Source organism: Daejeonella sp. H1SJ63 (assembly GCF_029360775.1).
Taxonomy (GTDB): Bacteria; Bacteroidota; Bacteroidia; order Sphingobacteriales; family Sphingobacteriaceae; genus Daejeonella.
In genome coordinates this window covers 96,468-118,446 of the sequence record NZ_JARKMZ010000010.1, presented here as the reverse complement: position 1 = coordinate 118,446, position 21,979 = coordinate 96,468, and the positions used below count along the sequence as shown (strand labels likewise).

Below are 21,979 nucleotides of genomic sequence, written 5' to 3'. Positions count from 1 at the left end.
AACAAAGGCTAGAATTCATCATCTTTTATTCTTTGCTCAAAATCAATTCTCTTCATTAATCTGGTTCTCCAATTTACGTATGCGGTATCTCAGAGTGGTGATCCAAACACTGATCAGGATCCACCCAAGTACAGCAGGATAAAATACCGGTCTTAATTCGGGTGCCATATCTTTGGTATTAAAGCCCGGGTTACCTCCGTTTCCGGGATGCAAAGAATCAGTCATTCGGGGTAATATGAACAATAATACCACCATGATCGGAAATGCAAAAATATTGTAAACCGCAGAAATTCTGCCTCTTTTCTGTTCTTCTTCAAGGGCATTTCTCAAAACTAAATAAGCCAGATAAACCAATAAAGCAATGGCTGCACTGTTTTGTTTCGGATCATTGCTCCATGCTTCGCCCCAGGTAAATTTTGCCCAGACAGCTCCGGTAATCAGGCCCAACACACCAAAAATAATTCCAACATTAGCGCTTTCTATAGCCATCAGATCATCATTCTCACTTGAAGATCTCAGATATCGGATACTGTAAACAAAAGAAACCGTAAGTGTTACGATCATTGAAAACCACATGGGCACATGAAAGTGAATATTACGTATAGTTTCGTTAAGAATCGGCTTTTCAGGAACATGAAATAAAAACCCTGCAATTATAGAAAAGAGCACAAGAACTGTGGCCAGAATTTTCCACCAGTTTTTAGTCATATGAGTACAGATTAGTCATGCCAAAGGTAAAATATTATTTAGAGAACAAATAAGGTATTTAATCAGAATTCAACTGAAATAATTCATTATCTATTTTCCGATTTATTAACTGAGGAAATAGCCTGAGATTTTAGATATGGAAAGAATATGTGATTGGATTACAAAAATTATACAGAATGCCTATCTATCCTGAACCTAATCCCTCCATAAATAAGGAAATAGTAATAATGAAGTTGTTACTACTATTACATTAATAGCCAGCAGAACCCCTATCTCGTCATAAGATACCGACCTGTCGAGGCCATCCATCGCATTTTTTGAAAGTTTAATTAAAACTACAAGCAAAGGAATAATTACAGGAAAGCTCAGAATTGCCATCAGGGCTCCCCCATTACTTGCCTTGGATGCAATTCCGGATATCATCGTAAACACCGAAGCAAAACTGATACTGCCCAGCAAAACGGAAAGTAAATAAAAAGCCGGGTCTCCCAAAGGATTTTTGAACACCAAAGTGTAAAATCCCAGTGCTATGACTGAAAGCAATAGCATCAGAAGAATATTATAAATGATTTTGGAAATAATAATGGCCTGCGGACTAGTAATGGTATAATAATAAAGCTGTCTGCCCCTGCTTTCCTGAATAAAACTTTTAGTAATTGCATTGACCGATGCAAACAGCATAATAATCCAGAAAAGGGCATTCCAGGTTGGCGGACTGCTGATCTCGCGGAAAGCCAGATAACAAACAAATACAGTTGAAACTACATAGAGAAGAATGCCATTAAAGGCATATTTCGAACGCCATTCCAGCATGATTTCCTTACGGATCAGAAATTTTATCTGGCTTAATAAATCCATTGCTGCAAATATAATCTTTGATTTTCTTTTTCTGAGCTGAATATTCTGTGTAATTTGTTTTTTATTTCAGCATGTTTACTTCAACACTTGACAGTCCTATCGGGAAGATGCAAATTTCTGCCAATGACAGGGAAGTTTTTGCTATTTTCTTTCCTGAAGAAATACCTGAAGAAAGCCCGAACAAGATCTCAGAACAGGCAAAATCACAATTCAAAGAATATTTTGAGGGGAAAAGAATTGTCTTTGATTTTCCAATGGCTCAGCCCGGCACAGATTTTCAGCAGAGTGTATGGGATGAACTCAGAAATATTGAAGCCGGAAGACCTATAAGCTACGCCATCCTTTCAAAAAGAATGAAAAATCCTTTAGCTATCCGTGCTATTGCTTCTGCCAATGGCCGTAACAATCTCATAATCGCTGTCCCCTGCCACCGGGTAATAGGCAGCAATGGCGAACTGGTTGGCTTTTCTGCAGGATTATGGCGTAAAAGATGGTTACTGGAGCATGAGGCAATGATAAGTTCTATCGGACAAAGCAGTCTGAATTTTTAATATGGCGATGAACCCTTATCTGGATATTGTCTTAAGATGTGCAGGTGTATACCTGTTCATGGTTATTGCGATCAGGATTTTTGGCAAAAAAGAGCTATCACAGCTTTCAACTACCGATCTGGTATTTCTGGTTCTGATCAGCAATTCTGTACAAAATGCAATGGTTGGACCTAATGTTAGTTTAACAGGTGGAGTACTTGCCGCAAGTGTATTATTCTCATTAAACTATCTGCTGAAGGTATGGATGTACCGGTCAGGAACGATAAAAGAACTGATTGAAGGTAAACCGGTTATTCTGATTTCAGACGGTAAAGTAGATATTGCTAACCTGCATAATGAAAGTATTGGCATGGATGAACTCGAAGAAGCAATCAGGGAACATGGCATTGAATCATACAAAAAAGTACGCCTTGCTATTCTTGAGGTCGACGGAAATATCAGTGTGATCTCGGGAGAAGCAAATACCTTAAGGCAGTCGCGATACAAGCACCGCAGAAAGCAAAAGAACCTTATTAACAAATAGAACCCGGATCCGGGTTTACATAAGAGGCTGCGATATAAATTATCGCAGCCTCTTATCAAAATATTTTACTGATTAGTTTTGGGTCCTTGGAGCCAGCTCAACATGATAGCGCACCAGGTCATCTATTGGTGAACGAATGATCTTGCCTACCTTCATTCCATATTCAACTGCCGTTTCTTCCAGAACATTTCTAAAGTTATAACCAACCGAACCAATACAGTTGAAAGTATAATCCTTATAATTCGGATAATGACTTACCAGATTTTCAAAAAAATCAACAAATGAATTTTTTACAATCTTTCTTGAATACTCGGCATGCACATTATTGTCGTAAACAAATTTAGCGAAGCTGGCACAAAAGCGGTTCGCCAGAGGTTTGGTATAAACATTGTCAGTCACTTCATCAGGGGTCAGTTTATAGGTTTCCCAGAAACGTTCTCTTACAACTTCAGGCATGTAACCTCTAAGATAATCTGTTAACAGTTTTTTACCGATATGGCAGCCGCTGCCCTCATCCCCAAGAATATATGCAGCAGAATCTATGTTCAGTGAAATGTCCTTACCATCGTACAGGCCTGTATTTGTGCCGGTTCCCAGAATAGCCGCAAATCCGGTATCCAATCCCAAAACTGCACGTGCAGCAGCCAAAAGATCATGGCCAACATAAACATGAGCATTTTTAAAAACAAGCTGCATAGCATCAACAACGATTTTCACCTTATCAGGAGTGGAACATCCGGCACCGTAATAATTAACTTCCTGAATCTCATCCAGTTCAAGATCACTCGGTAATCCTTTAAGCAATGAGTCTGTAATATATTCTTTGCTAACGAAGTATGGATTATATCCCTCTGTATTAAAGTAAATTTTCTGACCAGTCTTATTCAATAAACACCAATTGGTCTTGGTAGACCCGCCATCTGCGATTATGATCATAGTTTTATAAATATTTTTAAAAAGCTAAATGTATGAATTTATACTTATTGTCAACAGTACACCTGGAAAAATGAATACTTCAAATTGAATAAAAAGCTCTCCAAACCCCTTCAGAGCATTTAATTTAAATCATATTGAACAATATCCTGTTTTCTCCTGCAGGATTTATATTTTAACTTCTACATATTTCAACAAATTTTCGGGATAATGCAGAGAAAATCTAAATTTAGGCATGAATGAAAATAAAATGATTGTCGACCTGCGAAGTGATACGGTAACCAAACCCACTCCGGGAATGCTTGAGGCTATGTTCAGCGCCAGAATTGGTGATGATGTATTTAATGAAGATGAGACTGTCAATGCCTTGCAGGAAAAAATTGCAGACATTTTCGGGATGGAGGACGCTTTATTCTGTCCTTCCGGAACTATGACCAATCAGATTGCTATTAAATGTTTTACCAATCCGATGGAAGAAGTGATCTGCGATGAAACTGCACATGTTTATCGTTATGAAGGTGGTGGTATTGCTTTTAATTCATCCGCATCAGTGCGCCTGTTATATGGCGACAGGGGCAGAATGAATGCCGATATGATTGAGCCTCATATCAATCCGGATAATGTTCACTATCCAAAAAGCACATTGGTAGTGCTTGAAAATACCGTTAACCGTGGCGGCGGAAGCTATTACACTCTCGATCAGATTGAGCCAATCTATCATCTATGCCGTATGAAAAATATCAATCTGCATCTGGATGGTGCAAGAATTTTCAATGCACTTACCGAAACCGGAGATTCGCCAAAAGATTACGGAAAGATGTTTGACGGAATTTCGGTTTGCCTGTCGAAAGGTCTTGGTGCACCTGTCGGTTCTGTACTCTTAGGAAGCAAAGAAACCATTTATAAAGCAAGGAGAATCAGAAAAGTACTGGGCGGAGGAATGCGCCAGGCAGGTTTTCTGGCAGCTGCGGGAATCTATGCACTGGATAATCATATCGACAGGTTAAAAGATGATCATAAAAATGCCCGCATACTTGCTGATACCTTAAAAGCTTCAGCTCTGGTAAAAAATGTTATGCCTGCAGATACGAATATTGTCATCTTTGAGCTTACAGATAAGTATCATGCTGAAGAGTTTGTTGAAAAGCTAGGTCACCGTGGTATTAAATGCAACACTTTCGGCAAGCAGATGATCCGCTTTGTTACTCATCTGGATCTCAGCGATGACATGATCGACCATACTGTTCAGACTCTGAAAAAACTTCATTAATCAGGAATTACGATGCCTGAATATGACATTAAGCGCAGAATAATTATCCGGAAATTGTCTTAATTGCAGACGATCTGAAACATACCTTTGTACATGGAAAAAATCCTGGTAGCCAACAGGGGTGAGATAGCCCTTCGAGTGATGCGTTCTGCCCGTGAAATGGGTATTAAAACTGTGGCTGTATATTCTGAAGCCGACCGGAATGCACTCCATGTAAGGTATGCTGATGAAGCCGTTTGCATTGGCCCTGCTCCCTCTGCCCAATCATACCTTTTAGCTGATAGAATTATTGAAGCCTGTCTGAAAACCGGGGCTATGGGAATACATCCGGGCTATGGCTTTTTATCTGAAAATGCCGATTTCGCCAGAAAGGTAAAAGCTGCCGGACTGATCCTGATCGGGCCATCGCCGGAAGCGATGGAAATCATGGGTAATAAGTTATCAGCAAAAGCTGCAGCTTTAAAATACAATATCCCAATGGTACCGGGAACTGAAGAGGCTGTAACAGACATTGGGGAAGCTCAGAAAAGAGCTCTGGAAGTGGGTTTCCCGATTCTGATCAAAGCCGCAGCAGGTGGTGGCGGAAAAGGAATGAGGATTGTTGAAAAGCCTGAAGATTTTGTTGAACAGATGGATCTTGCAGTATCTGAAGCTACTTCAGCATTTGGCGATGGATCTGTTTTTATCGAGCGCTATGTAAGTTCTCCACGGCATATCGAAATTCAGGTACTCGGCGATAATTATGGAAATATCGTTCATCTCTTTGAACGTGACTGTTCTGTTCAGCGCAGGCATCAAAAAGTTGTTGAGGAGGCCCCTTCTTCAGTTTTAAGTCCGGAATTACGTCAAAAAATGGGCGAAAGTGCCGTAAATGCGGCCAGATCCTGTAACTATACCGGAGCAGGAACAGTTGAATTCATACTTGATGAAAACCTCGACTTCTTCTTTCTGGAGATGAATACCCGTCTGCAGGTTGAGCATCCGGTAACGGAGATGATTACAGGGATTGACCTGGTCAAAGAACAAATCAAAATTGCGAGAGGCGAGAAATTAAATTTCAGACAGGAAGACCTGAAGATCAAAGGGCATGCCATTGAGGTAAGAGTGTATGCCGAAGATCCTGCCAATAATTTCCTCCCTGATATTGGCAACCTGAAGACCTACATTACACCCAAAGGTCCGGGCATCAGGGTAGATGATGGGTTTGAACAGGGAATGGATATTCCGATTTATTATGACCCAATGATCGCAAAGCTGGTTAGTTATGGAAAAGACCGAACCGAGGCTATTGAGCGAATGATCAGAGCGATTGATGAGTATCAGATTACCGGAATTCAAACTACTCTGGCTTTCGGGAAATTTGTGATGCAGCACCATGCCTTTGTTTCAGGCAAATTCGACACCCATTTTGTTGGCAAGTACTTTAAACCTGAATACCTGCAAAGCGGAAATGAAGATGAAGCTATGATAGCGGCACTGCTTGGGACTTTATTTATGAAAGAACAGAACAGAAATGCAAGTATACCCCAAGCTGTGCAATCAGGCTCCAACTGGAAAAAAAACCGAAAAGAATACTAAAACAATTACAAAAAGATGTTTACAGGTATAATAGAGACTACCGGCAGGGTAATTGATCTGCAAAAAGATCGTGATAACCTTCATCTGATTATCGGATCAGACCTATCCAATGAATTGAAGATCGATCAGTCTGTAGCGCATAATGGTGTTTGCTTAACTGTGGTGGCTATTTCAGAGGGGATGCATACGGTTACCGCAATTACAGAAACACTGAATAAAACCAATCTGGGAAAACTTAAGACCGGCGATCTGATCAACCTGGAAAGATGCATGCAAATGAATGGCCGGCTCGACGGACATATTGTTCAGGGGCACGTTGATCAGATTGCAATCTGTACCGAGGCTAAAGAAATGCCGGGAAGCTGGGAATATACATTTAGCTACGACCCTTCAGCCGGGAATATTACAGTTGAAAAGGGATCGATATGTGTAAACGGGATCAGTCTTACTGTCGTCAATTCGAAGGAAAGTTCATTTTCCGTGGCAATCATACCCTATACTTATGAGCATACCAACATGCAAAATCTGAAAGAGGGCGATACGGTTAATCTGGAATTTGATATTATCGGAAAGTACGTAGCGAAACTGACAAGCCATCGTTTATAAAATCATATGCAGGTTTTCATCACCTGCTCAATTCTGCAATTCTGAATTTACTGTACTCAATATAAGCCTTCTGATCTGAAGGAGGTTCTGAATTAACGTACCTGCGATAATAGGTTAAAGCAGACTTAAATTGCTTTAGTTTCTGATCATAAATAGAGGCAATGGTATATAAAGTCAGAGGTTTATTATCAAAAAACAAGCTTTTCTGATAAGCTTCCAGCAATTGTCTGATCAGTTTATTTTTCTCAAGCACATCGCCCACCTGTGCATAATATCCTGCCGTATTGGGTGAAATGGATTCACTAATCGTTTTACTGAGATACTCTGCAGCCTTATCATAGCTTTTCATGGCATAGGCAAGTTCTGCTTTACCTCTGAGCAAGACCAGATTAGTTGAATCAACCCTAATAGCTTCATCCAGAACTTTGGCCGCAGAATCATACTGTTTCAAATCTTTAAGCACTTTGGAATAGCTGTAGGCTATATCTCCGTCAGCCGGATTAAGATTATTTGCTTTCTGTAGATAATTTGTAGCAAAAAGCAGTCCTTCTGAAGATTCGATCATATCACTTAACTGCTTGTAGACAGAGAAATTGGTACTGTCAATGGCAAGAATTTGTTTGTAATAATCCTTTGCTTTAAGAAAATTGCCCTTGCGCTGACTGATTCCGGCCATACTGAACAGGGAGGATATCTCTCCGGGATCCTGATCAAGAATACGCTGATAATATTTTTCGGCTTCGGTTAATTTTCCGGCCATTCTAAGGCTGTATCCAAAGCGGGAAAGTATCTTTTTATCGCTGATTGGTTCAGGATATATTCTCTTAAGGTATTCAGAAGCCTCGTCATAACGCTGGTTTTGCAAAAGTTCGAGTATCAGTAAATTATCCGACCCGGCATTCTGGGCAAAACTCTTCAATGATAGAAGCAAAATGGCTATAAATAAGAGAATTCTCATAGAAAAACCATTCGAAATTGTTAATTAATCAGCAGGATTAAATTAAGCAGGAAACTAATGACAATAAATAACAAATTTCAAATTATCAAACCTTCACCCAGCAAACTAATCCTTAACCAGCTTACAATAATCAAGTACTGAGGGTAATGCGTATTGAGTATTGAGACACATAAACGCTAAATGGTAATCAGCATATCCTAACTAACTACTAACCAAACAGCCCCCTACTCAATCGCTTTCCCCTTCATTGCTGAAGAGATAGCTGTATTCATCAATCGTTCGGCAAATGGTCTTGTAAACTCATTCACCTCATCAATACACTTAAGAATCAGGTCTTTATCTCCTGAACCGAGCGCATTTTTCAGATTCTGAACAAGATTAATTGTATCTGCTCTTTCCTTTTCAGAAACCTGTTCAGTATTCTTTTGAAGAAAACGCTCTACAGTATACACCATTTGTTCGCCTTCGGTACGGGCTTCAATCAGCATTCTTTTGCTGACATCATCCCTGGCATTCTCGATACTGTCTATCAGCATCTTTTCTACCTGCTCATCCGTTAATCCGTAGGTTGGTTTAACTTCAACTTCCTGCTTTACACCTGACCTTAATTCTACAGCTTCTACGGTGAGGATACCATCAGCATTCAGCCTGAAATTAATATCTACCTTAGGGAATCCGGCAGGCATGGCAGGTATACCTTTCAGGTCAAACTCGGCTAATTTCCTGTTTTCACTTACCAGATCGCGCTCACCCTGGTAAACAGATATTTTCATGTTTACCTGACCATCGATCGAAGTAGTATATTGTCTTCCTGCTTTCGTTGGAACCTTGGCATTTCTTGGGATAATTACATCCATTAATCCGCCCATAGTCTCTATACCTAAAGAGAGCGGAGTAACATCAAGCAGTAAAATATCCTTCCTGTTTCCGGCAAGAATATCAGATTGAATGGCGGCACCTAAAGCTACAACCTCATCAGGATTGATCTGATCATGAACTTCCTTACCGAAAAACTCTGCCACCTTCTTCTTAACCAAAGGTGTACGGGTAGATCCGCCAACCATAACAACTTCGTTGATATCTGCAGCAGTCAGTCCGGCATCTTTCAATGCATTGCTGCAGCAATCAATGGTCTGTTCGACTTTGGAAAGGATCAGTTCTTCGAATTTTTGTTTTGTAATTGCACAGGGAATATCCCCAACAGTATCATTGAAAATATTCTGCGTAGTTAGTGCCTTCTTTGCTTCTTCAGCTTTTAACCGTAATGCCTGATTTAAGGAAGATTCATTTACCCTCTCACCTATATTATTTTGTTCAACCCAATAATTAACTATGGCTCTGTCGAAATCATCACCACCAAGAAAAGTATCACCATTGGTTGAAAGCACTTCAAAAATTCCGTTCTGAATTTTAAGGATAGAAACATCGAAAGTACCTCCGCCCAGATCATAAACCGCAATTACTTTCTCTTCTTCCGGATCAAGTCCGATACCATATGCAAGACTCGCCGCTGTAGGCTCATTCACAATTCTCAGCACATCAAGACCTGCAAGTTTTCCTGCATCGCGCGTTGCCTGTCGCTGGCTATCATTGAAGTAAGCCGGAACGGTAATTACAGCTCTGTTCACCGCAGTTTTCAGAGCATGTTCTGCCCTTTCCTTCAACTCTTTCAGGATCATACCTGAAAGTTCTATCGGGGTATAATATTTATCAGCAACATTGATCTTAACCAGACTTTCCTGATCGTCATCAATAATTTTATATGAAAATAAACTGCTGTGAGCTTCAATATCTTTATAAGAACGGCCCAGCAGACGCTTTACAGAAAAAATAGTATTAGCAGGATCTGAAATCAGATATTCTTTTGCTTCATTTCCAACAATTACACTTCCATCAGACTGAAAGTGAACTACAGAGGGGACCAAAACACCTTTTCCGGTATCATTTATAACCTGAGGATTAGAATCCGGATTGATAAATGCTACTAAACTGTTCGTAGTACCAAGGTCGATTCCAACAATAATTTCCTCTTTCTGAACTGAACCGGTTGCAATATTAATAGAGACTTTAGCCATAAATGCTTTTCAACAAGGCGCAAAGGTAGCTAGTTTAGTATCAATAAGGAACAACTCCGGCTGATTTGAGATATTATTACAATACAATTAGTATTTGGATCATAATTATTCCCGAATTTTAATTGTATTTTTAATATAATCAAGTCTGTTCTTTATGAAAGCTATTCTGAGTAATTACCTGCAGTATAACCTTTGGGCAAATGAGAAAATCTGTAAATATCTGGCCGGTGTAGATGAGCTGGATATAGCCTCAAACCAACAGAACGAATTCATGACTATCAAAAAGATTATCATGCATATTGCTGACGCAGAACAGACCTGGCTGGCACGGCTGGATGGCAAGAATGTCCCTCATATGCACAATCTTGATATCAGTGGTAGCTTTGCCGGCATCTGCGGATTGCTTCGTAAAAACTCAGAAGATCTTACTGAATTTATCAGTCAGAAAGATGACAATTTCTTTCTGGAAAGTACCGAATATATCAATCTCAAGGGCAGGAAATTCAGCCAGAACAATGCAGAGATTATACTTCATTGTATGAATCATTCCACATTCCACCGCGGGCAGGTAATTTGCATGCTCAGGCATGTTGGTTACACAGACCAGTCAGCCAGTGATTTTATTATGTTTCTCAGGGAGAAGTAGACCGTCGGGGGTTTAAATTAAACTTCTGCCGGAGCAAAGGCGAAGGAACTTAACGCATAAAGGTTAATCTTTTCCCATATATCCCATCCATAATTTTGCCCTGATCATAAACAAGATTACCTGAAACAATAGTGCTTATTACCGATGCCCTGAATGTTTGTCCTTCGAAGGGACTCCATCCGCATTTTGAAAGTACATTTTTCCGGCTCACAAGTGAAGGTTTATTAAGATCCACCAATACCAGATCTGCCCAGTAGCCTTCCCGAATAAAGCCTCGTTTCTCTACCTGAAAACAGATCGCCGGACTGTGAGCCATTTTCTCAACCACTTTCTCCAGACTGATTTTTCCCTGTTTATAAAATTCAAGCATCGCGGGTAAAGCATCCTGAACCAGCGGACCACCGGAAGGAGCCTTACTGTATGGCTGAGATTTTTCGTCAATGGTATGAGGAGCGTGATCAGTAGCAATAATGTCGATACGATCATCCAGTACAGCTTTAAAAATCTCATCACGGTCTGCCGCAGATTTAACTGCAGGATTCCATTTAATCCAGTTGCCTTTTGTTGCGTAATCGGCATCCGAAAACCAAAGATGATGAATACATGCTTCGGCAGTGATTCTCTTCTGAGCCAATGGAATTGAATTATCGAATAGTGAAGTCTCTATCGCTGTTGAAATATGCAGAATATGCAATCTGGTATTGTATTTTTTTGCCAGACCTACCGCAAATGACGATGAAATAAAGCAGGCTTCAGCGTTACGGATCAGGGGATGCATTTCTGGACTTAACTGATCGCCGTACTTTGCCTTAAAATGTTCTGCATTGGCACGAATAGTAGCTTCATCTTCACAATGAGTAGCTACCAGCATTGGTGCCTGACTGAATATTCCTTCGAGAGTCTTTTCATTATCAACCAGCATATTCCCGGTAGATGAACCCATAAAAACCTTAATTCCGCAAACATTCCGCGGATCGGTTTTTAAAACTTCTTCCAGATTATCATTGCCGGCACCCATAAAAAAAGAATAATTAGCAGCAGAAGTCCGGGAACCTATATTGTATTTATCCTTTAACAACTCCTGAGTAAGGGTGTTCGGTACTGTGTTTGGCATCTCCATGAAAGAAGTGACCCCCCCTGCAATAGCTGCCCGGCTTTCAGTAAATATATCTGCCTTATGCGTTAAGCCGGGTTCACGGAAATGAACCTGATCATCGATACAACCGGGTAGCAGGTGTAAACCTTCAGCATTGATCTCCTTATCAGCAGCAATATCCAGGCTTGGCCCTATTTGTTCTATCAAACCGTCTTTAACAAAGACATCGCCAGTAAATATTTGACCTTCATTAACAATACTTGCTGATTTGATAAGAATTGTGGACATGCCCTGAGTTTTAGATTTAAAATATGAACGCAAATTTCGGAATTATTTTGCTTAGTTCTCTGAACTCACATCCTGAACTTAAACAATAAGTGATTGCTGACATAAAAGGAATAAGGATAATTTCATTTCAGCAGCCTTCAATCTTACTACCTTCTAACATCTCCGTCTGTGCTAAATTCCAAATCCCTACCTTTGCAGCATGTCAATATCCTTTGAAGATTTCAAGCTGAACAGGCAGATACTTAATGCAGTTGCGGATGCAGGGTACACTACCCCCACTCCAATACAGGAAAAAGCAATTATGCCGATACTTTCCGGACAGGATATCATGGGCATCGCTCAAACCGGAACAGGTAAAACAGCTGCCTTTGTTTTGCCGATACTGATGAAGCTAAAATATGCCCAGGGCAACGAAGCAAGGGCATTAATCATTGTTCCAACCCGTGAACTTGCAATGCAGATCGAGGAGAATGTGAAAATATTCGCAAAGTATACTGATCTGAGAACGGTGTTGCTTTACGGCGGACTTGGTCCTAAAACTCAGATTGCGGAGTTGAAAAAGGGAGTTGATTTACTGATAGCCACTCCCGGGCGCTTTCTGGATCTTTACCTGGAAGGGCATATCAATACCCAGCATCTGAAATTTCTGGTAATGGATGAAGCCGATAAAATGATGGATATGGGATTCATTGGTTCTATCCACAGAATTCTGGAGATTGTACCAAGGAAAAGACAGAACCTTTTATTTTCTGCGACAATGAGTGAGCTGGTGCATAAAATTTCAGGTGATTTCCTCAAAAACCCATTGATAATTGAAGTAGCAGCTCAGGCCACTCCTGCTGCTACAGTCAGCCAGGCTTTATATAATGTACCGAATTTAAAAACTAAATTAAACCTGCTGCAGCATCTGCTTAAGAATACAGAAGAATTTTCAAGGCTGATCATCTTTTGCAAAACCAAAACCGTAGCAGATAATATATTCCATTTTCTGGAGCGCCGCTATGGTGAGGATCAGGTACGGGTAATTCATGCTAATAAGGGGCAAAACACACGAATTAATTCGATTAATGCGTTTAAAGAAGGTCAGATACGTATTCTTGTGGCAACTGATGTAGCCTCACGCGGACTTGATGTGAGCAGTGTGAGCCATGTAATCAATTTCGATGTTCCTATCATTATCGAGGATTATGTACACCGCATAGGGCGCACTGGAAGAGCGAGCCAAACCGGTGATGCAATAACTTTCTGTAATCCGGCTGAGGAATATTATGTTCAGAAGATCGAAAAGCTGATCAGGCAGAAAATCCCTATGTTTAATATCCCTGAAGGGGTATTTATAGAAGAAACTCCCTATGAAGAACGTCAGAACATTGCCCGGGAAATTGACCTGCAAAAACGAAAAGACGATCCTGAATTCAAGGGGGCCTTCCATGAGAAGAAGCCTAAAAATACAAAGGGTACTGTATCCGCAAAATCCGGAGTCAAGCCTCAGGTTAAACCCAAAAACAACAAGCCGGGTGCCTCCCGAAGGAAGAAAGGACCGAAGTTTGATGCTGTTCATAAAAAAGACCGGAAGAAAAAATGAATTTGCGTTTAACCCCGCTGAATATTGTTTCTGCTTTACTGATTACAGGAATAGCCTGGCTGCTGATTTATGCCGATGAGAATGGATGGCGCGAGCTGGGCTCTGTGCCTCTTTTCATTATGTTTCTCCTGAGCTCCATCACGGATCTTGTATTCAGACGTCTGGTCGTTGATCTGAAACGGATTTGGTTATTTGAGCTTCTATTTCTCATCTTTGTGGCAATACTTATTGTATTGTTCAAAAAAATCTAGAAACAATATCCCGGGCTTATAACATATAGATATTACTTACAAATCAAAAAATGAAAAAAGCAGAAATAAAACTTACCATAGAGCTTGATGAGCAGAATGTCCCTGAAACAATTTTATGGGAATCAACAGATTCTGAAAACAAGGAGGCATTACCTGTAAAATCAATGATGCTTGCGCTTTGGGATCATAATTACAAAAACTCATTACGCATCGATCTGTGGACCAAGGATATGCCTGTTGATGAAATGAAAAGATTCTTTTATGAAACTCTTCAAACGATGGGCGACAGCTTTTTGCGTGCAACAGGCGAAGAGGCTATTGTAGGAGACCTTCGCGATTATTGTGCTCATTTCGCTGAGAAGATGGAACTTACCGAAGGCGGAAACCCTCAGGCATAAATCCTGATCTTATGAAATTTAAAAACTTTGCAGGGATTACAGGTGCCCTTCTTGTTATTGCAGGGGGTTTATTACCAATGTTGCATTTACCTGTAATCGGAAACTGGAATTATTGGGACATTGACACTTCGCTGGCTGCAATCGTTTATGCTTTGGCAGCACTGGCACTTATTGCTGCCGCCGGAAATAAAAACGGATTGCTGAGATTCTGCGGATGGGCATTGTTCCTGTTACTGATATTTACCTTTGCTGCTGTTCAGTTCAAAGTAACCAATTATTTCAGTTTCATTCCTTTTAAGAAACTTGCAGCAGCAGCAAGTAAGATTGTACACATTCGCTGGACAGGGTGGAGCATGATCTTTGCCGGATCGATTATCATGATCATGTTTTCAAGGAAAGGCAAGAAATAACTCCCATAAGATGGGTTTCAGATCGTTGATCCGGAACCCATCAACAATATTTTAACTAAATCTTATACTTTTTCATTACCTTTTCTTCTTAAACATCAGAAGATTATAATGGTTAAAAGCCTTAACCGGTCATTCAGAAACTGGAAATATTTTCTTAATCTTTTGCCGGTTGTCCTTGTTATCACTGGCAATCTGAACGGAGGATGGCTCAGTCTGCTTAACTTTCTTTTTTCATTTGTTCTGCTTGGCCTGCTTGAATTAGTTCTTCCTGAAGATCGTACAAATGACGATTCAGCAGATGATAAACTTCCGGAAATTCTAATGGCCCTCTCTGTTATCGCTCAGTTACTTTCCGTTTCGAGCCTGATCTATGGTATTCATTCTGAAATAATAAAAGGGTACTGGATACTTGCAGCAGCATTATCAACCGGTGCCTCTTCCGGTACCCTTGCAATTGTTGTGGCACATGAACTGATACACAGAAAAAACAAATTCTGGAATTTAATGGGAAGGCTGCTGCTTTTCACCGTCTTCAATCCTTATTTTTTCATTCATCATTTAAAAATCCATCACAAGTATGTAGGGACAGATGCAGATCCTGTCACTGCCCGTTATGGAGAGAGTTATTATCATTTCTTTATACGTTCAATTTCAGGCCAGATTAAACAGTCATTTAACCTTGAAAAAGAACGCTGTAAGAAAAAAGAACATTCAGCTTACGGGTTCCATAACTATATACTGGCCTGTGCCACAGGTTATCTCATTGTTATAATACTTGCAACAGTTCTATCAGGCTGGGAACTTTGCTTAGCACTATTATTGCAAGCTTTATTTGCCAATTTATTGCTGGAGTACACTAATTATATTGAGCATTACGGACTCAGCCGGCAAAATAATGAACGGGTAAGCGAAAGGCATTCATGGCAAAGCGATAAAGTAATCAGTCGTTTTTTGCTGATTGACCTGAGTCGTCATTCAGACCATCATTTTCATGCAGCAAAGCCATTTCATCAGCTGGAAAGTTATGAAGGAAGTCCGGTGCTGCCCGGAGGCTATGCCAGCATGCTTATACCGGTTCTGATTCCGGCAGTGTGGTTCAAACTGGTAAACAAAAAAATTAATGATTTAAACTTAAGCAGCAAATAAAATTTCATAAGGAATTTTATTCTCCCGAGCATCACTTCCCAAAAGTAAGTTCCTTCTGAAACAGTTTTGCGTATTTGCGCTTGTCGAATTTATAAAGTTTAGCCGCACGGTAAGAAACACCCTTCTGCTTTTCATTCAGTTCTTTCAGAATACCGTAATTCAACATCTTCTTCCTGAAATTTCTCTTATCGAGCTTCTTATTCAGAATTACTTCATACAGATTCTGGAGTTGTGTAAGTGTAAATTTTTCAGGAAGAAGTTCAAAGGCAATGGGCTGATAACTGATTTTATTCCTGATCTTTTCAAATCCGCGTATAAAGATCTTTTCATGATCGAAAGCTAGTTTAGGAATATCTTTCACAGATATCCAGACAGCTTTAGAAGCGTAATTACTCACAGGTTTAAGCTCTTTATTTCCGGAAAGCCTGAGCATCGCATAATAAGCAACTGTAATTACTCTTCCCTGAGGGTGTCGGTTTACATCTCCAAAAGTATAGAACTGGTCCATATAAATCCCCCTTAACCCTGTCAGTTCATACAATATCCTCTCAGCGGCATTATCAATACTTTCATCCTGCTCAACTATATAACCCGGAAGCGCCCACCAATTTTTAAATGGTTCTTCATTTCTTTCGATCAGAAGGATTTTCAACTCTCCTTCATCTAATCCAAAAATTACACAGTCAATAGAAAATACAGAATCAAATTTAGGGAGAAACGTTTCCAAAATATCTATTTTAAAAACTAATATAAGGTTTAGTCATAACTGTGTGAAAAAATATTGAAAAATTACTTAGTGTAAAAAATACACACTATATTCGTGATAAATTTATACAACCCAATATTGACAAAAATAAACAAAATAGGAGTTTTTACATCCGGAGGTGATGCCCCCGGTATGAATGCTTGTATAAGGGCAGTTGTAAGAACAGCTATTTTCTCTGGTGTAGAGGTAAGCGGGATCAGAAGAGGGTATCAGGGAATGCTGGAAAGTGATTTCTGGACTATGAATGCCCGTTCAGTAGGGAATATTATTCACCTGGGCGGTACAATACTCAAAACTGCCCGGTGTCTGGAATTCATGACAGATGAAGGTATCGAAAAAGCATACAGGAATCTGAAATCAGAAGGCATAGATGCTCTTGTTGCTATAGGAGGTGATGGTACAGCTAAAGGAGCTTTACGCTTATCAGAGCGCTTCGATATTCCAATTATGTGCATTCCCGGAACCATAGATAATGACCTTTACGGATCGGATTTCACTATCGGTTATGATACAGCAACCAATACCGTAATCGAGGCAATAGACAAAATACGCGATACTGCCGCTTCGCATAATCGTATGTTTTTTGTAGAGGTAATGGGTCGCGATTCAGGATGCATTGCATTGAGAGCCGGAATTTCGGGAGGTGCCGAAGCTGTACTTTTACCGGAAGTTGAAACAGGAATAGATGAGCTTATCAGCAAACTTTCAATTGATGCAAAGAATAAAAAGACCTCTAGCATTGTAATTGTTGCAGAGGGCGATAAAAGTGGTGGTGCCTATCAGCTGGCACAGCGTGTAACAGAAAAATTTGATTATTACGACGTCAAAGTCACTATATTAGGGCACTTACAACGCGGAGGGAGTCCAAGCAGTTTTGACAGGGTACTTGCCAGTCGTCTGGGCTATGCTGCAGTGAATGAATTACTGCGGGGGAATAGCGGCCAGATGGTAGGACTACGTGGAAATACAGTTGCTTTAACACCCCTGAGCGAGGCATTAAATGCTTCTAAATTTAAACTGGAAGAAGATTTAATGGAGATGGTAAGTGTTTTATCTATTTAAATATGATTGCGGTAGTTTATAGTGGATCACGACATGCTGATTGGAAACTGGCAGAAAAAGGAAAAATCGTTTCTGAGTTTAAGACTACAGGAATTAATCCTTTTTTCAATGATGAAAATCATATCCGACAATTTCTGAACAAAAATGCTCAGTTGATAAACAACGCTGAAAAGATTAAATGGGTATATTTTTTCGGCGCCGGTGCATCATCAGAAGAACGCCAGTCAATAGTAACCAATGCCCTGACCGAGTTTTTCAGATACAGCAAAGTTGTTGTTGAGCACGATCTTAAAGCCGCTGCTCTGGCCACATGTGGTGATACACCCGGAATCATAGGAATTATGGGTAGCGGATCAAATGCTGCCTATTTCGATGGCAAAAAAGTCATAGAAAACAATTTCGGATTAGGATATATCCTTGGTGATGAGGGCTCAGCGAACTGGTTGGGAAGAAATTTATTAAAGAGCTTCATGAGCGGCCTCCTTCCTGCAGAGTTTGGAGAAAAATTCAAAAAGAAGTTTGATCTGGACAGAACCCAGATCCTCGACAAAGTGTACAGACAGACTCAACCTGCATTATTTTTAAGTTCTTTCTCTGATTTTCTGATTGAGAATCGAACTGATGAATTTGTTAAAAAACTGGTTTTGAAAGGCTTCGATTTGTATTTTAAAACATACATAGTGCCATTGCGTAAACAGTATCCTGATGCTCCATTGCATATGGTAGGAACAGTTGCTGCAGGATTTCAGGAGCTTCTGAAAGAAGCTGCAAAGAACAATGGTTTAACAATCAGCTCCATTATAAAGGAGCCCATTTATAACTTATTAAAATATTACTCTAATAAAAATTAACAAGATGAAAATTGGAATCAATGGCTTTGGCCGTATTGGACGTTTAGCTTTCAGAGCTGCAATTGAAAGAGAAGGAATTGAAGTAGTGGGAATCAACGACCTTGTCGAGCCTAATTACATGGCCTACATGTTAAAGTATGATTCAACTCACGGTCAGTTCAAAGGTACTGTTGAAGTTGAAAACGGACATTTAGTGGTTAACGGTAAGACAATTCGTGTTACTGCAGAAAAAGATCCGGCAAACCTGAAGTGGGACGAAGTTGGTGCTGAAGTAGTTATTGAGTCAACTGGACTATTTTTAACTCAGGCTGATGCACAAAAGCATATTCAGGCTGGTGCAAAAAAAGTTGTTCTTTCTGCTCCTGCAAAGGATGATACCCCAACTTTTGTAATGGGAGTAAATCACAAGGAAGTGAAGGCAAGTCAAACAATTGTTTCAAATGCATCATGTACAACAAACTGTCTTGCACCTATCGCAAAGGTGTTAAACGATAATTTCGGAATCCTGGAAGGCTTAATGACAACAGTTCATGCTGCTACAGCAACTCAAAAAACTGTTGATGGTCCCTCTGCTAAGGATTGGAGAGGTGGAAGAGGCGCCTATCAAAACATTATCCCTTCTTCAACCGGAGCTGCAAAAGCTGTATCATTAGTTATTCCTGACCTTAAAGGTAAATTGACCGGAATGTCGTTCCGTGTTCCAACTGCTGACGTTTCAGTGGTGGATCTTACCGTAAGACTTGGAAAAAGCACTTCCTACGAGGCAATTAAAAAGGCAATGAAGGATGCTTCTGAAGGTGAATTGAAGGGAATTCTAGGCTATACCGAGGATGAAGTAGTATCTACTGATTTCCTGGGAGATGCACGTACTTCTATTTTTGATGCGAAAGCAGGAATTGCCCTGAATGATAATTTCGTAAAGATTGTTGCCTGGTATGATAATGAATGGGGTTATTCAAATAAACTGATTGATCTTGTTCAATACATTGCAACCGTTAAATAAAAATTACATTAATACACATTAATAACTAACCGGAACCCTGCTTTGAATCCAAGGCAGGGTTTTTTAGTTATCATTCTGCCGGAATTAAATAAATTAATGCCGTTTATACATTGGTTTGTACCGGAGATGAGAATCTTAAATTTTAATTTTTAATTTTAACGCTGACAGGGTTTAAAACCCTGTCAGCGTTAAAATTAGTAAGAAAAGTAAGACCGATAAGCATGAAAAAAATAGTCTGGGGAATCATTGGTTGCGGAAATGTAACAGAGGTAAAAAGTGGACCAGCATTTAATCTGGTGCCCAATTCAATCTTGCATGCCGTTATGCGTCGCGATGGGGCCAAAGCCGAAGACTATGCAAAAAGACATCATGTACCCAAATGGTATTCAGACGCCGATCAGCTTATTAACGACCCGGAAATAAATGGCATTTATGTAGCTACTCCCCCTGATTCACACGAAGATTATACCTTAAAAGCATTTAAAGCCGGAAAGTCAGTCTATGTAGAAAAGCCGATGGCACTCAATTCATCAGAGGCTATAAGAATGCTGGAAGCTTCAAAAAAATATTCCTGCAAACTGAGTGTTGCCCATTATCGCAGGGCACAACCCAAATTTCTGGAAATCAAAAGACTAATAGATAAGCAAACCATCGGAAACATCGTTTCGGTTGATCTGAAACTTTCATTGGCCCCTACCCCCGGAATTGAAAATACATGGAGAGTAAATCCGGACATATCGGGAGGTGGTAATTTCCATGATCTTGCTCCTCACCAGCTGGATCTGATGCTATTTTTCTTTGGTGAACCGGTTCACGTTGAAGGAAAATCATCAAATATCGCAGGCCTTTATAAAGCTGATGACTTTGTCAGTACAGATATCACATTCGGTAATAATATAAAGTTTAAAGGGATATGGGACTTTACCGGACACCCGAATAAAGATGAAGATATTTGTGTAATAACGGGTACTAAAGGTCAAATCAGCTTTGCAGTATTTACAGACCCTTGTGAGATTACAATTAACGGAAAGACTGAACCATTGACATTCAACTTTCTTCCACATGTGCAGCAACCTATGATTGAACAGGTTGTAAACTATTTTCTTGGAGATGGTCCCAATCCGTGTTCTGCGGAAGATGCTGTTATTGTTATGCAGATGCTGGATAAAATTACAGGAAAGATCAGTTAACCCTTGTTTATTCTCCCGTAGTTTTTAGCACAAGTCCGCCTAATGGAGGTAAGGTCATTAAACCTGACTGAGCCCTGCCATGCCAGAAAATTTCTTCAGAAATAACGATCTGCTCAGCGACTAATCCCGAACCATAATAAAACGGGTCGTCTGAATTAAAAACAATTTTCCACTTGCCTTCATTCGGAAGTCCGATTCGCCATGCATGCCTGGGGACAGGAGTCGTGTTCAAAACCACCAAAACATCATTAACCTGATCATTCCCCTTGCGCAAATAAACCAAAACCGAATTCTCGGCAGATTGTGCAATCTCATTACCCATGAACAGACACTTTGTTCCGGGATGAGTAAACATATATAAATACAACAGTCTTAAATTGGCAAACTTCTGCCATTCATCTCCCGGCATCCTTGCCAGCAATGATCCTTTACCATGAACCACTTCATCATGAGAGAAAGGAAGCATGAAATTTTCAGTAAAAGCATATACTGTACTAAAGGTTATTCTTTCATGAGCATATTTCCTGTGAACCGGATCCTTCCCAAAATAATCAAGAGTATCATGCATCCAGCCCATCATCCATTTCATCTCAAATCCAAGCCCCCGGCATAAACTGGCCTGCTCACTCCAGCAAAATGCAGTCGATTCCTCTGCAATGGTCTGCACATCCGGAAAATGGGCATACACGGCTTCATTAAACTCTCTGATGAACCCGATAGTCTCCAGATTTTCACGCCCCCAAATTCATTCGGTATCCATTTGCCTTCTTTACGTGAATAATCAAGATAGAGAATCGATGCTACTGCATCAACCCGGAGTCCGTCGGCATGATAACGATCTAACCAAAAAAGTGCATTACTGATCAGAAATGATCTGACTTCATTACGCCTTTTCGAGATTTTCTCCGGAATTGGATTGTATAAAATACTTATAAACCTCCCCCCTTTCCTATATCAGAAATGAAAAGCTCCCATATTCCTGAATCGTCCCAACGTACATGCATTGTATGTGTTCCTGATGTGCAAAATCAAAATGGCTTTTGAAGGTATTATCAAAGAATATCCCATAGCTGTTGCCTTCATGTACCATAAAAAGGAATTGTGCGATATAAGGGATCCTGACCTTTTCCATAGGAATAAGCATCAGTATTCCAGTTTACATATCTCTTGCCTCTCATTTCAGATTAAGGTCGCTTGATTTGTCTCCCAAACCATAAAAATTTTCCT

Annotated in this window: 24 protein-coding genes; 15 read left to right on the top strand and 9 right to left on the bottom strand. The window is 40.1% G+C overall.

All coding sequences use genetic code 11. From position 1 onward, the window contains the following. Positions 1 to 42: 42 nt before the first annotated feature. Together P2W72_RS04735 and P2W72_RS04730 are read right to left on the bottom strand one after the other, a co-directional pair. Complete coding sequence (locus P2W72_RS04735) at positions 43 to 708, bottom strand: cytochrome c biogenesis protein (protein WP_276359758.1); 666 nt, start codon at positions 706 to 708, stop codon at positions 43 to 45. A gap of 195 nt (positions 709 to 903) precedes the next feature. Further along, positions 904 to 1,566, bottom strand: coding sequence for a heme exporter protein CcmB (locus P2W72_RS04730; RefSeq protein ID WP_276359757.1), 663 nt, complete (start codon positions 1,564 to 1,566; stop codon positions 904 to 906). Positions 1,567 to 1,637: 71 nt separating this feature from the next. Here P2W72_RS04730 and P2W72_RS04725 point away from each other — a divergent pair, with 71 nt between their 5' ends. Continuing rightward, positions 1,638 to 2,117 (top strand): methylated-DNA--[protein]-cysteine S-methyltransferase, encoded by a 480-nt coding sequence (locus P2W72_RS04725; RefSeq protein ID WP_276359756.1) that lies wholly within the window; start codon positions 1,638 to 1,640, stop codon positions 2,115 to 2,117. A 1-nt stretch (position 2,118) separates the two neighbouring features. Next, on the top strand, positions 2,119 to 2,640 hold the full coding sequence (locus P2W72_RS04720) for a YetF domain-containing protein (protein ID WP_276359755.1): 522 nt from the start codon (positions 2,119 to 2,121) through the stop codon (positions 2,638 to 2,640). A 72-nt stretch (positions 2,641 to 2,712) separates the two neighbouring features. Here P2W72_RS04720 and P2W72_RS04715 read toward each other — a convergent pair whose 3' ends face one another. Continuing rightward, positions 2,713 to 3,576 (bottom strand): N-acetylglucosamine kinase, encoded by an 864-nt coding sequence (locus P2W72_RS04715; RefSeq protein ID WP_276359754.1) that lies wholly within the window; start codon positions 3,574 to 3,576, stop codon positions 2,713 to 2,715. 232 nt (positions 3,577 to 3,808) lie between these two features. On the opposite strand from P2W72_RS04715, the gene P2W72_RS04710 reads away from it, so the two are divergent. The 3 genes from P2W72_RS04710 (at position 3,809) to P2W72_RS04700 (ending at position 7,027) form a co-directional block, all read left to right on the top strand. Further along, positions 3,809 to 4,843 carry a GntG family PLP-dependent aldolase gene (locus P2W72_RS04710; RefSeq protein ID WP_276359753.1) on the top strand — a complete coding sequence of 345 codons (1,035 nt, stop codon included), beginning with the start codon at positions 3,809 to 3,811 and terminating at the stop codon, positions 4,841 to 4,843. Between the two features lie 93 nt (positions 4,844 to 4,936). Further along, a complete protein-coding gene (gene accC / locus P2W72_RS04705) occupies positions 4,937 to 6,421 on the top strand; it encodes an acetyl-CoA carboxylase biotin carboxylase subunit (RefSeq protein WP_276359752.1) in 1,485 nt (494 codons plus the stop codon). 15 nt (positions 6,422 to 6,436) lie between these two features. After that, a complete protein-coding gene (locus tag P2W72_RS04700) occupies positions 6,437 to 7,027 on the top strand; it encodes a riboflavin synthase (RefSeq protein WP_276359751.1) in 591 nt (196 codons plus the stop codon). A gap of 19 nt (positions 7,028 to 7,046) precedes the next feature. Here P2W72_RS04700 and P2W72_RS04695 read toward each other — a convergent pair whose 3' ends face one another. Then, on the bottom strand, positions 7,047 to 7,985 hold the full coding sequence (locus tag P2W72_RS04695; protein ID WP_276359750.1) for a tetratricopeptide repeat protein: 939 nt from the start codon (positions 7,983 to 7,985) through the stop codon (positions 7,047 to 7,049). 224 nt (positions 7,986 to 8,209) lie between these two features. Further along, the gene (gene hscA / locus P2W72_RS04690) at positions 8,210 to 10,060 is read right to left on the bottom strand and encodes a Fe-S protein assembly chaperone HscA (RefSeq protein WP_276359749.1); all 1,851 of its coding nucleotides are present in this window, start codon (positions 10,058 to 10,060) and stop codon (positions 8,210 to 8,212) included. A 154-nt stretch (positions 10,061 to 10,214) separates the two neighbouring features. Here hscA and P2W72_RS04685 point away from each other — a divergent pair, with 154 nt between their 5' ends. Further along, a complete protein-coding gene (locus tag P2W72_RS04685; RefSeq protein ID WP_276359748.1) occupies positions 10,215 to 10,706 on the top strand; it encodes a DinB family protein in 492 nt (163 codons plus the stop codon). A gap of 49 nt (positions 10,707 to 10,755) precedes the next feature. On the opposite strand, the gene P2W72_RS04680 is transcribed toward P2W72_RS04685, so the two are convergent. Beyond that, positions 10,756 to 12,090: a dihydroorotase gene (locus P2W72_RS04680; RefSeq protein WP_276359747.1), complete on the bottom strand. Its 1,335-nt coding sequence runs from the start codon at positions 12,088 to 12,090 to the stop codon at positions 10,756 to 10,758. A gap of 199 nt (positions 12,091 to 12,289) precedes the next feature. Between P2W72_RS04680 and P2W72_RS04675 the strand changes: the two genes are divergently transcribed. The 5 genes from P2W72_RS04675 (at position 12,290) to P2W72_RS04655 (ending at position 15,880) form a co-directional block, all read left to right on the top strand. After that, positions 12,290 to 13,675, top strand: a complete 1,386-nt coding sequence (locus P2W72_RS04675; RefSeq protein ID WP_276359746.1) for a DEAD/DEAH box helicase — start codon at positions 12,290 to 12,292, stop codon at positions 13,673 to 13,675. Beyond that, on the top strand, positions 13,672 to 13,926 hold the full coding sequence (locus P2W72_RS04670) for a hypothetical protein (RefSeq protein ID WP_276359745.1): 255 nt from the start codon (positions 13,672 to 13,674) through the stop codon (positions 13,924 to 13,926). Before P2W72_RS04675 ends, P2W72_RS04670 begins: the two co-directional genes overlap by 4 nt. Positions 13,927 to 13,976: 50 nt before the next feature. After that, entirely contained in the window at positions 13,977 to 14,324 is a 348-nt protein-coding gene (gldC, locus tag P2W72_RS04665) for a gliding motility protein GldC (protein ID WP_276359744.1), read from the top strand. An 11-nt stretch (positions 14,325 to 14,335) separates the two neighbouring features. After that, complete coding sequence (locus tag P2W72_RS04660) at positions 14,336 to 14,734, top strand: hypothetical protein (protein WP_276359743.1); 399 nt, start codon at positions 14,336 to 14,338, stop codon at positions 14,732 to 14,734. A 108-nt stretch (positions 14,735 to 14,842) separates the two neighbouring features. Beyond that, on the top strand, positions 14,843 to 15,880 hold the full coding sequence (locus P2W72_RS04655) for an alkane 1-monooxygenase (RefSeq protein ID WP_276359742.1): 1,038 nt from the start codon (positions 14,843 to 14,845) through the stop codon (positions 15,878 to 15,880). Positions 15,881 to 15,911: 31 nt separating this feature from the next. Here P2W72_RS04655 and P2W72_RS04650 read toward each other — a convergent pair whose 3' ends face one another. After that, a complete protein-coding gene (locus P2W72_RS04650) occupies positions 15,912 to 16,607 on the bottom strand; it encodes an NUDIX domain-containing protein (protein ID WP_276359741.1) in 696 nt (231 codons plus the stop codon). 117 nt (positions 16,608 to 16,724) lie between these two features. Here P2W72_RS04650 and pfkA point away from each other — a divergent pair, with 117 nt between their 5' ends. The 4 genes from pfkA (at position 16,725) to P2W72_RS04630 (ending at position 20,752) form a co-directional block, all read left to right on the top strand. Further along, on the top strand, positions 16,725 to 17,708 hold the full coding sequence (gene pfkA / locus P2W72_RS04645) for a 6-phosphofructokinase (protein WP_276359740.1): 984 nt from the start codon (positions 16,725 to 16,727) through the stop codon (positions 17,706 to 17,708). Between the two features lie 2 nt (positions 17,709 to 17,710). Further along, the gene (locus P2W72_RS04640; protein ID WP_276359739.1) at positions 17,711 to 18,559 is read left to right on the top strand and encodes a hypothetical protein; all 849 of its coding nucleotides are present in this window, start codon (positions 17,711 to 17,713) and stop codon (positions 18,557 to 18,559) included. Between the two features lie 4 nt (positions 18,560 to 18,563). Next, a complete protein-coding gene (gene gap, locus P2W72_RS04635) occupies positions 18,564 to 19,562 on the top strand; it encodes a type I glyceraldehyde-3-phosphate dehydrogenase (RefSeq protein ID WP_276359738.1) in 999 nt (332 codons plus the stop codon). Between the two features lie 221 nt (positions 19,563 to 19,783). Then, positions 19,784 to 20,752 (top strand): Gfo/Idh/MocA family oxidoreductase, encoded by a 969-nt coding sequence (locus P2W72_RS04630; protein ID WP_276359737.1) that lies wholly within the window; start codon positions 19,784 to 19,786, stop codon positions 20,750 to 20,752. A 7-nt stretch (positions 20,753 to 20,759) separates the two neighbouring features. Here the strand turns inward: P2W72_RS04630 and P2W72_RS04625 are convergent, their stop codons facing one another. Then, the gene (locus P2W72_RS04625) at positions 20,760 to 21,419 is read right to left on the bottom strand and encodes an alpha amylase C-terminal domain-containing protein (protein ID WP_346429766.1); all 660 of its coding nucleotides are present in this window, start codon (positions 21,417 to 21,419) and stop codon (positions 20,760 to 20,762) included. A 412-nt stretch (positions 21,420 to 21,831) separates the two neighbouring features. Next, positions 21,832 to 21,930, bottom strand: a complete 99-nt coding sequence (locus P2W72_RS04620) for a hypothetical protein (RefSeq protein ID WP_276359736.1) — start codon at positions 21,928 to 21,930, stop codon at positions 21,832 to 21,834. Positions 21,931 to 21,979: the final 49 nt, after the last annotated feature.

Coding starts and splice junctions, on each gene's coding strand:
- P2W72_RS04735 (WP_276359758.1), bottom strand. CDS start 708: ATGACTAAAAACTGGTGGAAAATTCTGGCCACAGTTCTTGTGCTCTTT.
- P2W72_RS04730 (WP_276359757.1), bottom strand. CDS start 1,566: ATGGATTTATTAAGCCAGATAAAATTTCTGATCCGTAAGGAAATCATG.
- P2W72_RS04725 (WP_276359756.1), top strand. CDS start 1,638: ATGTTTACTTCAACACTTGACAGTCCTATCGGGAAGATGCAAATTTCT.
- P2W72_RS04720 (WP_276359755.1), top strand. CDS start 2,119: ATGGCGATGAACCCTTATCTGGATATTGTCTTAAGATGTGCAGGTGTA.
- P2W72_RS04715 (WP_276359754.1), bottom strand. CDS start 3,576: ATGATCATAATCGCAGATGGCGGGTCTACCAAGACCAATTGGTGTTTA.
- P2W72_RS04710 (WP_276359753.1), top strand. CDS start 3,809: ATGAATGAAAATAAAATGATTGTCGACCTGCGAAGTGATACGGTAACC.
- accC (WP_276359752.1), top strand. CDS start 4,937: ATGGAAAAAATCCTGGTAGCCAACAGGGGTGAGATAGCCCTTCGAGTG.
- P2W72_RS04700 (WP_276359751.1), top strand. CDS start 6,437: ATGTTTACAGGTATAATAGAGACTACCGGCAGGGTAATTGATCTGCAA.
- P2W72_RS04695 (WP_276359750.1), bottom strand. CDS start 7,985: ATGAGAATTCTCTTATTTATAGCCATTTTGCTTCTATCATTGAAGAGT.
- hscA (WP_276359749.1), bottom strand. CDS start 10,060: ATGGCTAAAGTCTCTATTAATATTGCAACCGGTTCAGTTCAGAAAGAG.
- P2W72_RS04685 (WP_276359748.1), top strand. CDS start 10,215: ATGAAAGCTATTCTGAGTAATTACCTGCAGTATAACCTTTGGGCAAAT.
- P2W72_RS04680 (WP_276359747.1), bottom strand. CDS start 12,090: ATGTCCACAATTCTTATCAAATCAGCAAGTATTGTTAATGAAGGTCAA.
- P2W72_RS04675 (WP_276359746.1), top strand. CDS start 12,290: ATGTCAATATCCTTTGAAGATTTCAAGCTGAACAGGCAGATACTTAAT.
- P2W72_RS04670 (WP_276359745.1), top strand. CDS start 13,672: ATGAATTTGCGTTTAACCCCGCTGAATATTGTTTCTGCTTTACTGATT.
- gldC (WP_276359744.1), top strand. CDS start 13,977: ATGAAAAAAGCAGAAATAAAACTTACCATAGAGCTTGATGAGCAGAAT.
- P2W72_RS04660 (WP_276359743.1), top strand. CDS start 14,336: ATGAAATTTAAAAACTTTGCAGGGATTACAGGTGCCCTTCTTGTTATT.
- P2W72_RS04655 (WP_276359742.1), top strand. CDS start 14,843: ATGGTTAAAAGCCTTAACCGGTCATTCAGAAACTGGAAATATTTTCTT.
- P2W72_RS04640 (WP_276359739.1), top strand. CDS start 17,711: ATGATTGCGGTAGTTTATAGTGGATCACGACATGCTGATTGGAAACTG.
- gap (WP_276359738.1), top strand. CDS start 18,564: ATGAAAATTGGAATCAATGGCTTTGGCCGTATTGGACGTTTAGCTTTC.
- P2W72_RS04630 (WP_276359737.1), top strand. CDS start 19,784: ATGAAAAAAATAGTCTGGGGAATCATTGGTTGCGGAAATGTAACAGAG.
- P2W72_RS04620 (WP_276359736.1), bottom strand. CDS start 21,930: ATGAGAGGCAAGAGATATGTAAACTGGAATACTGATGCTTATTCCTAT.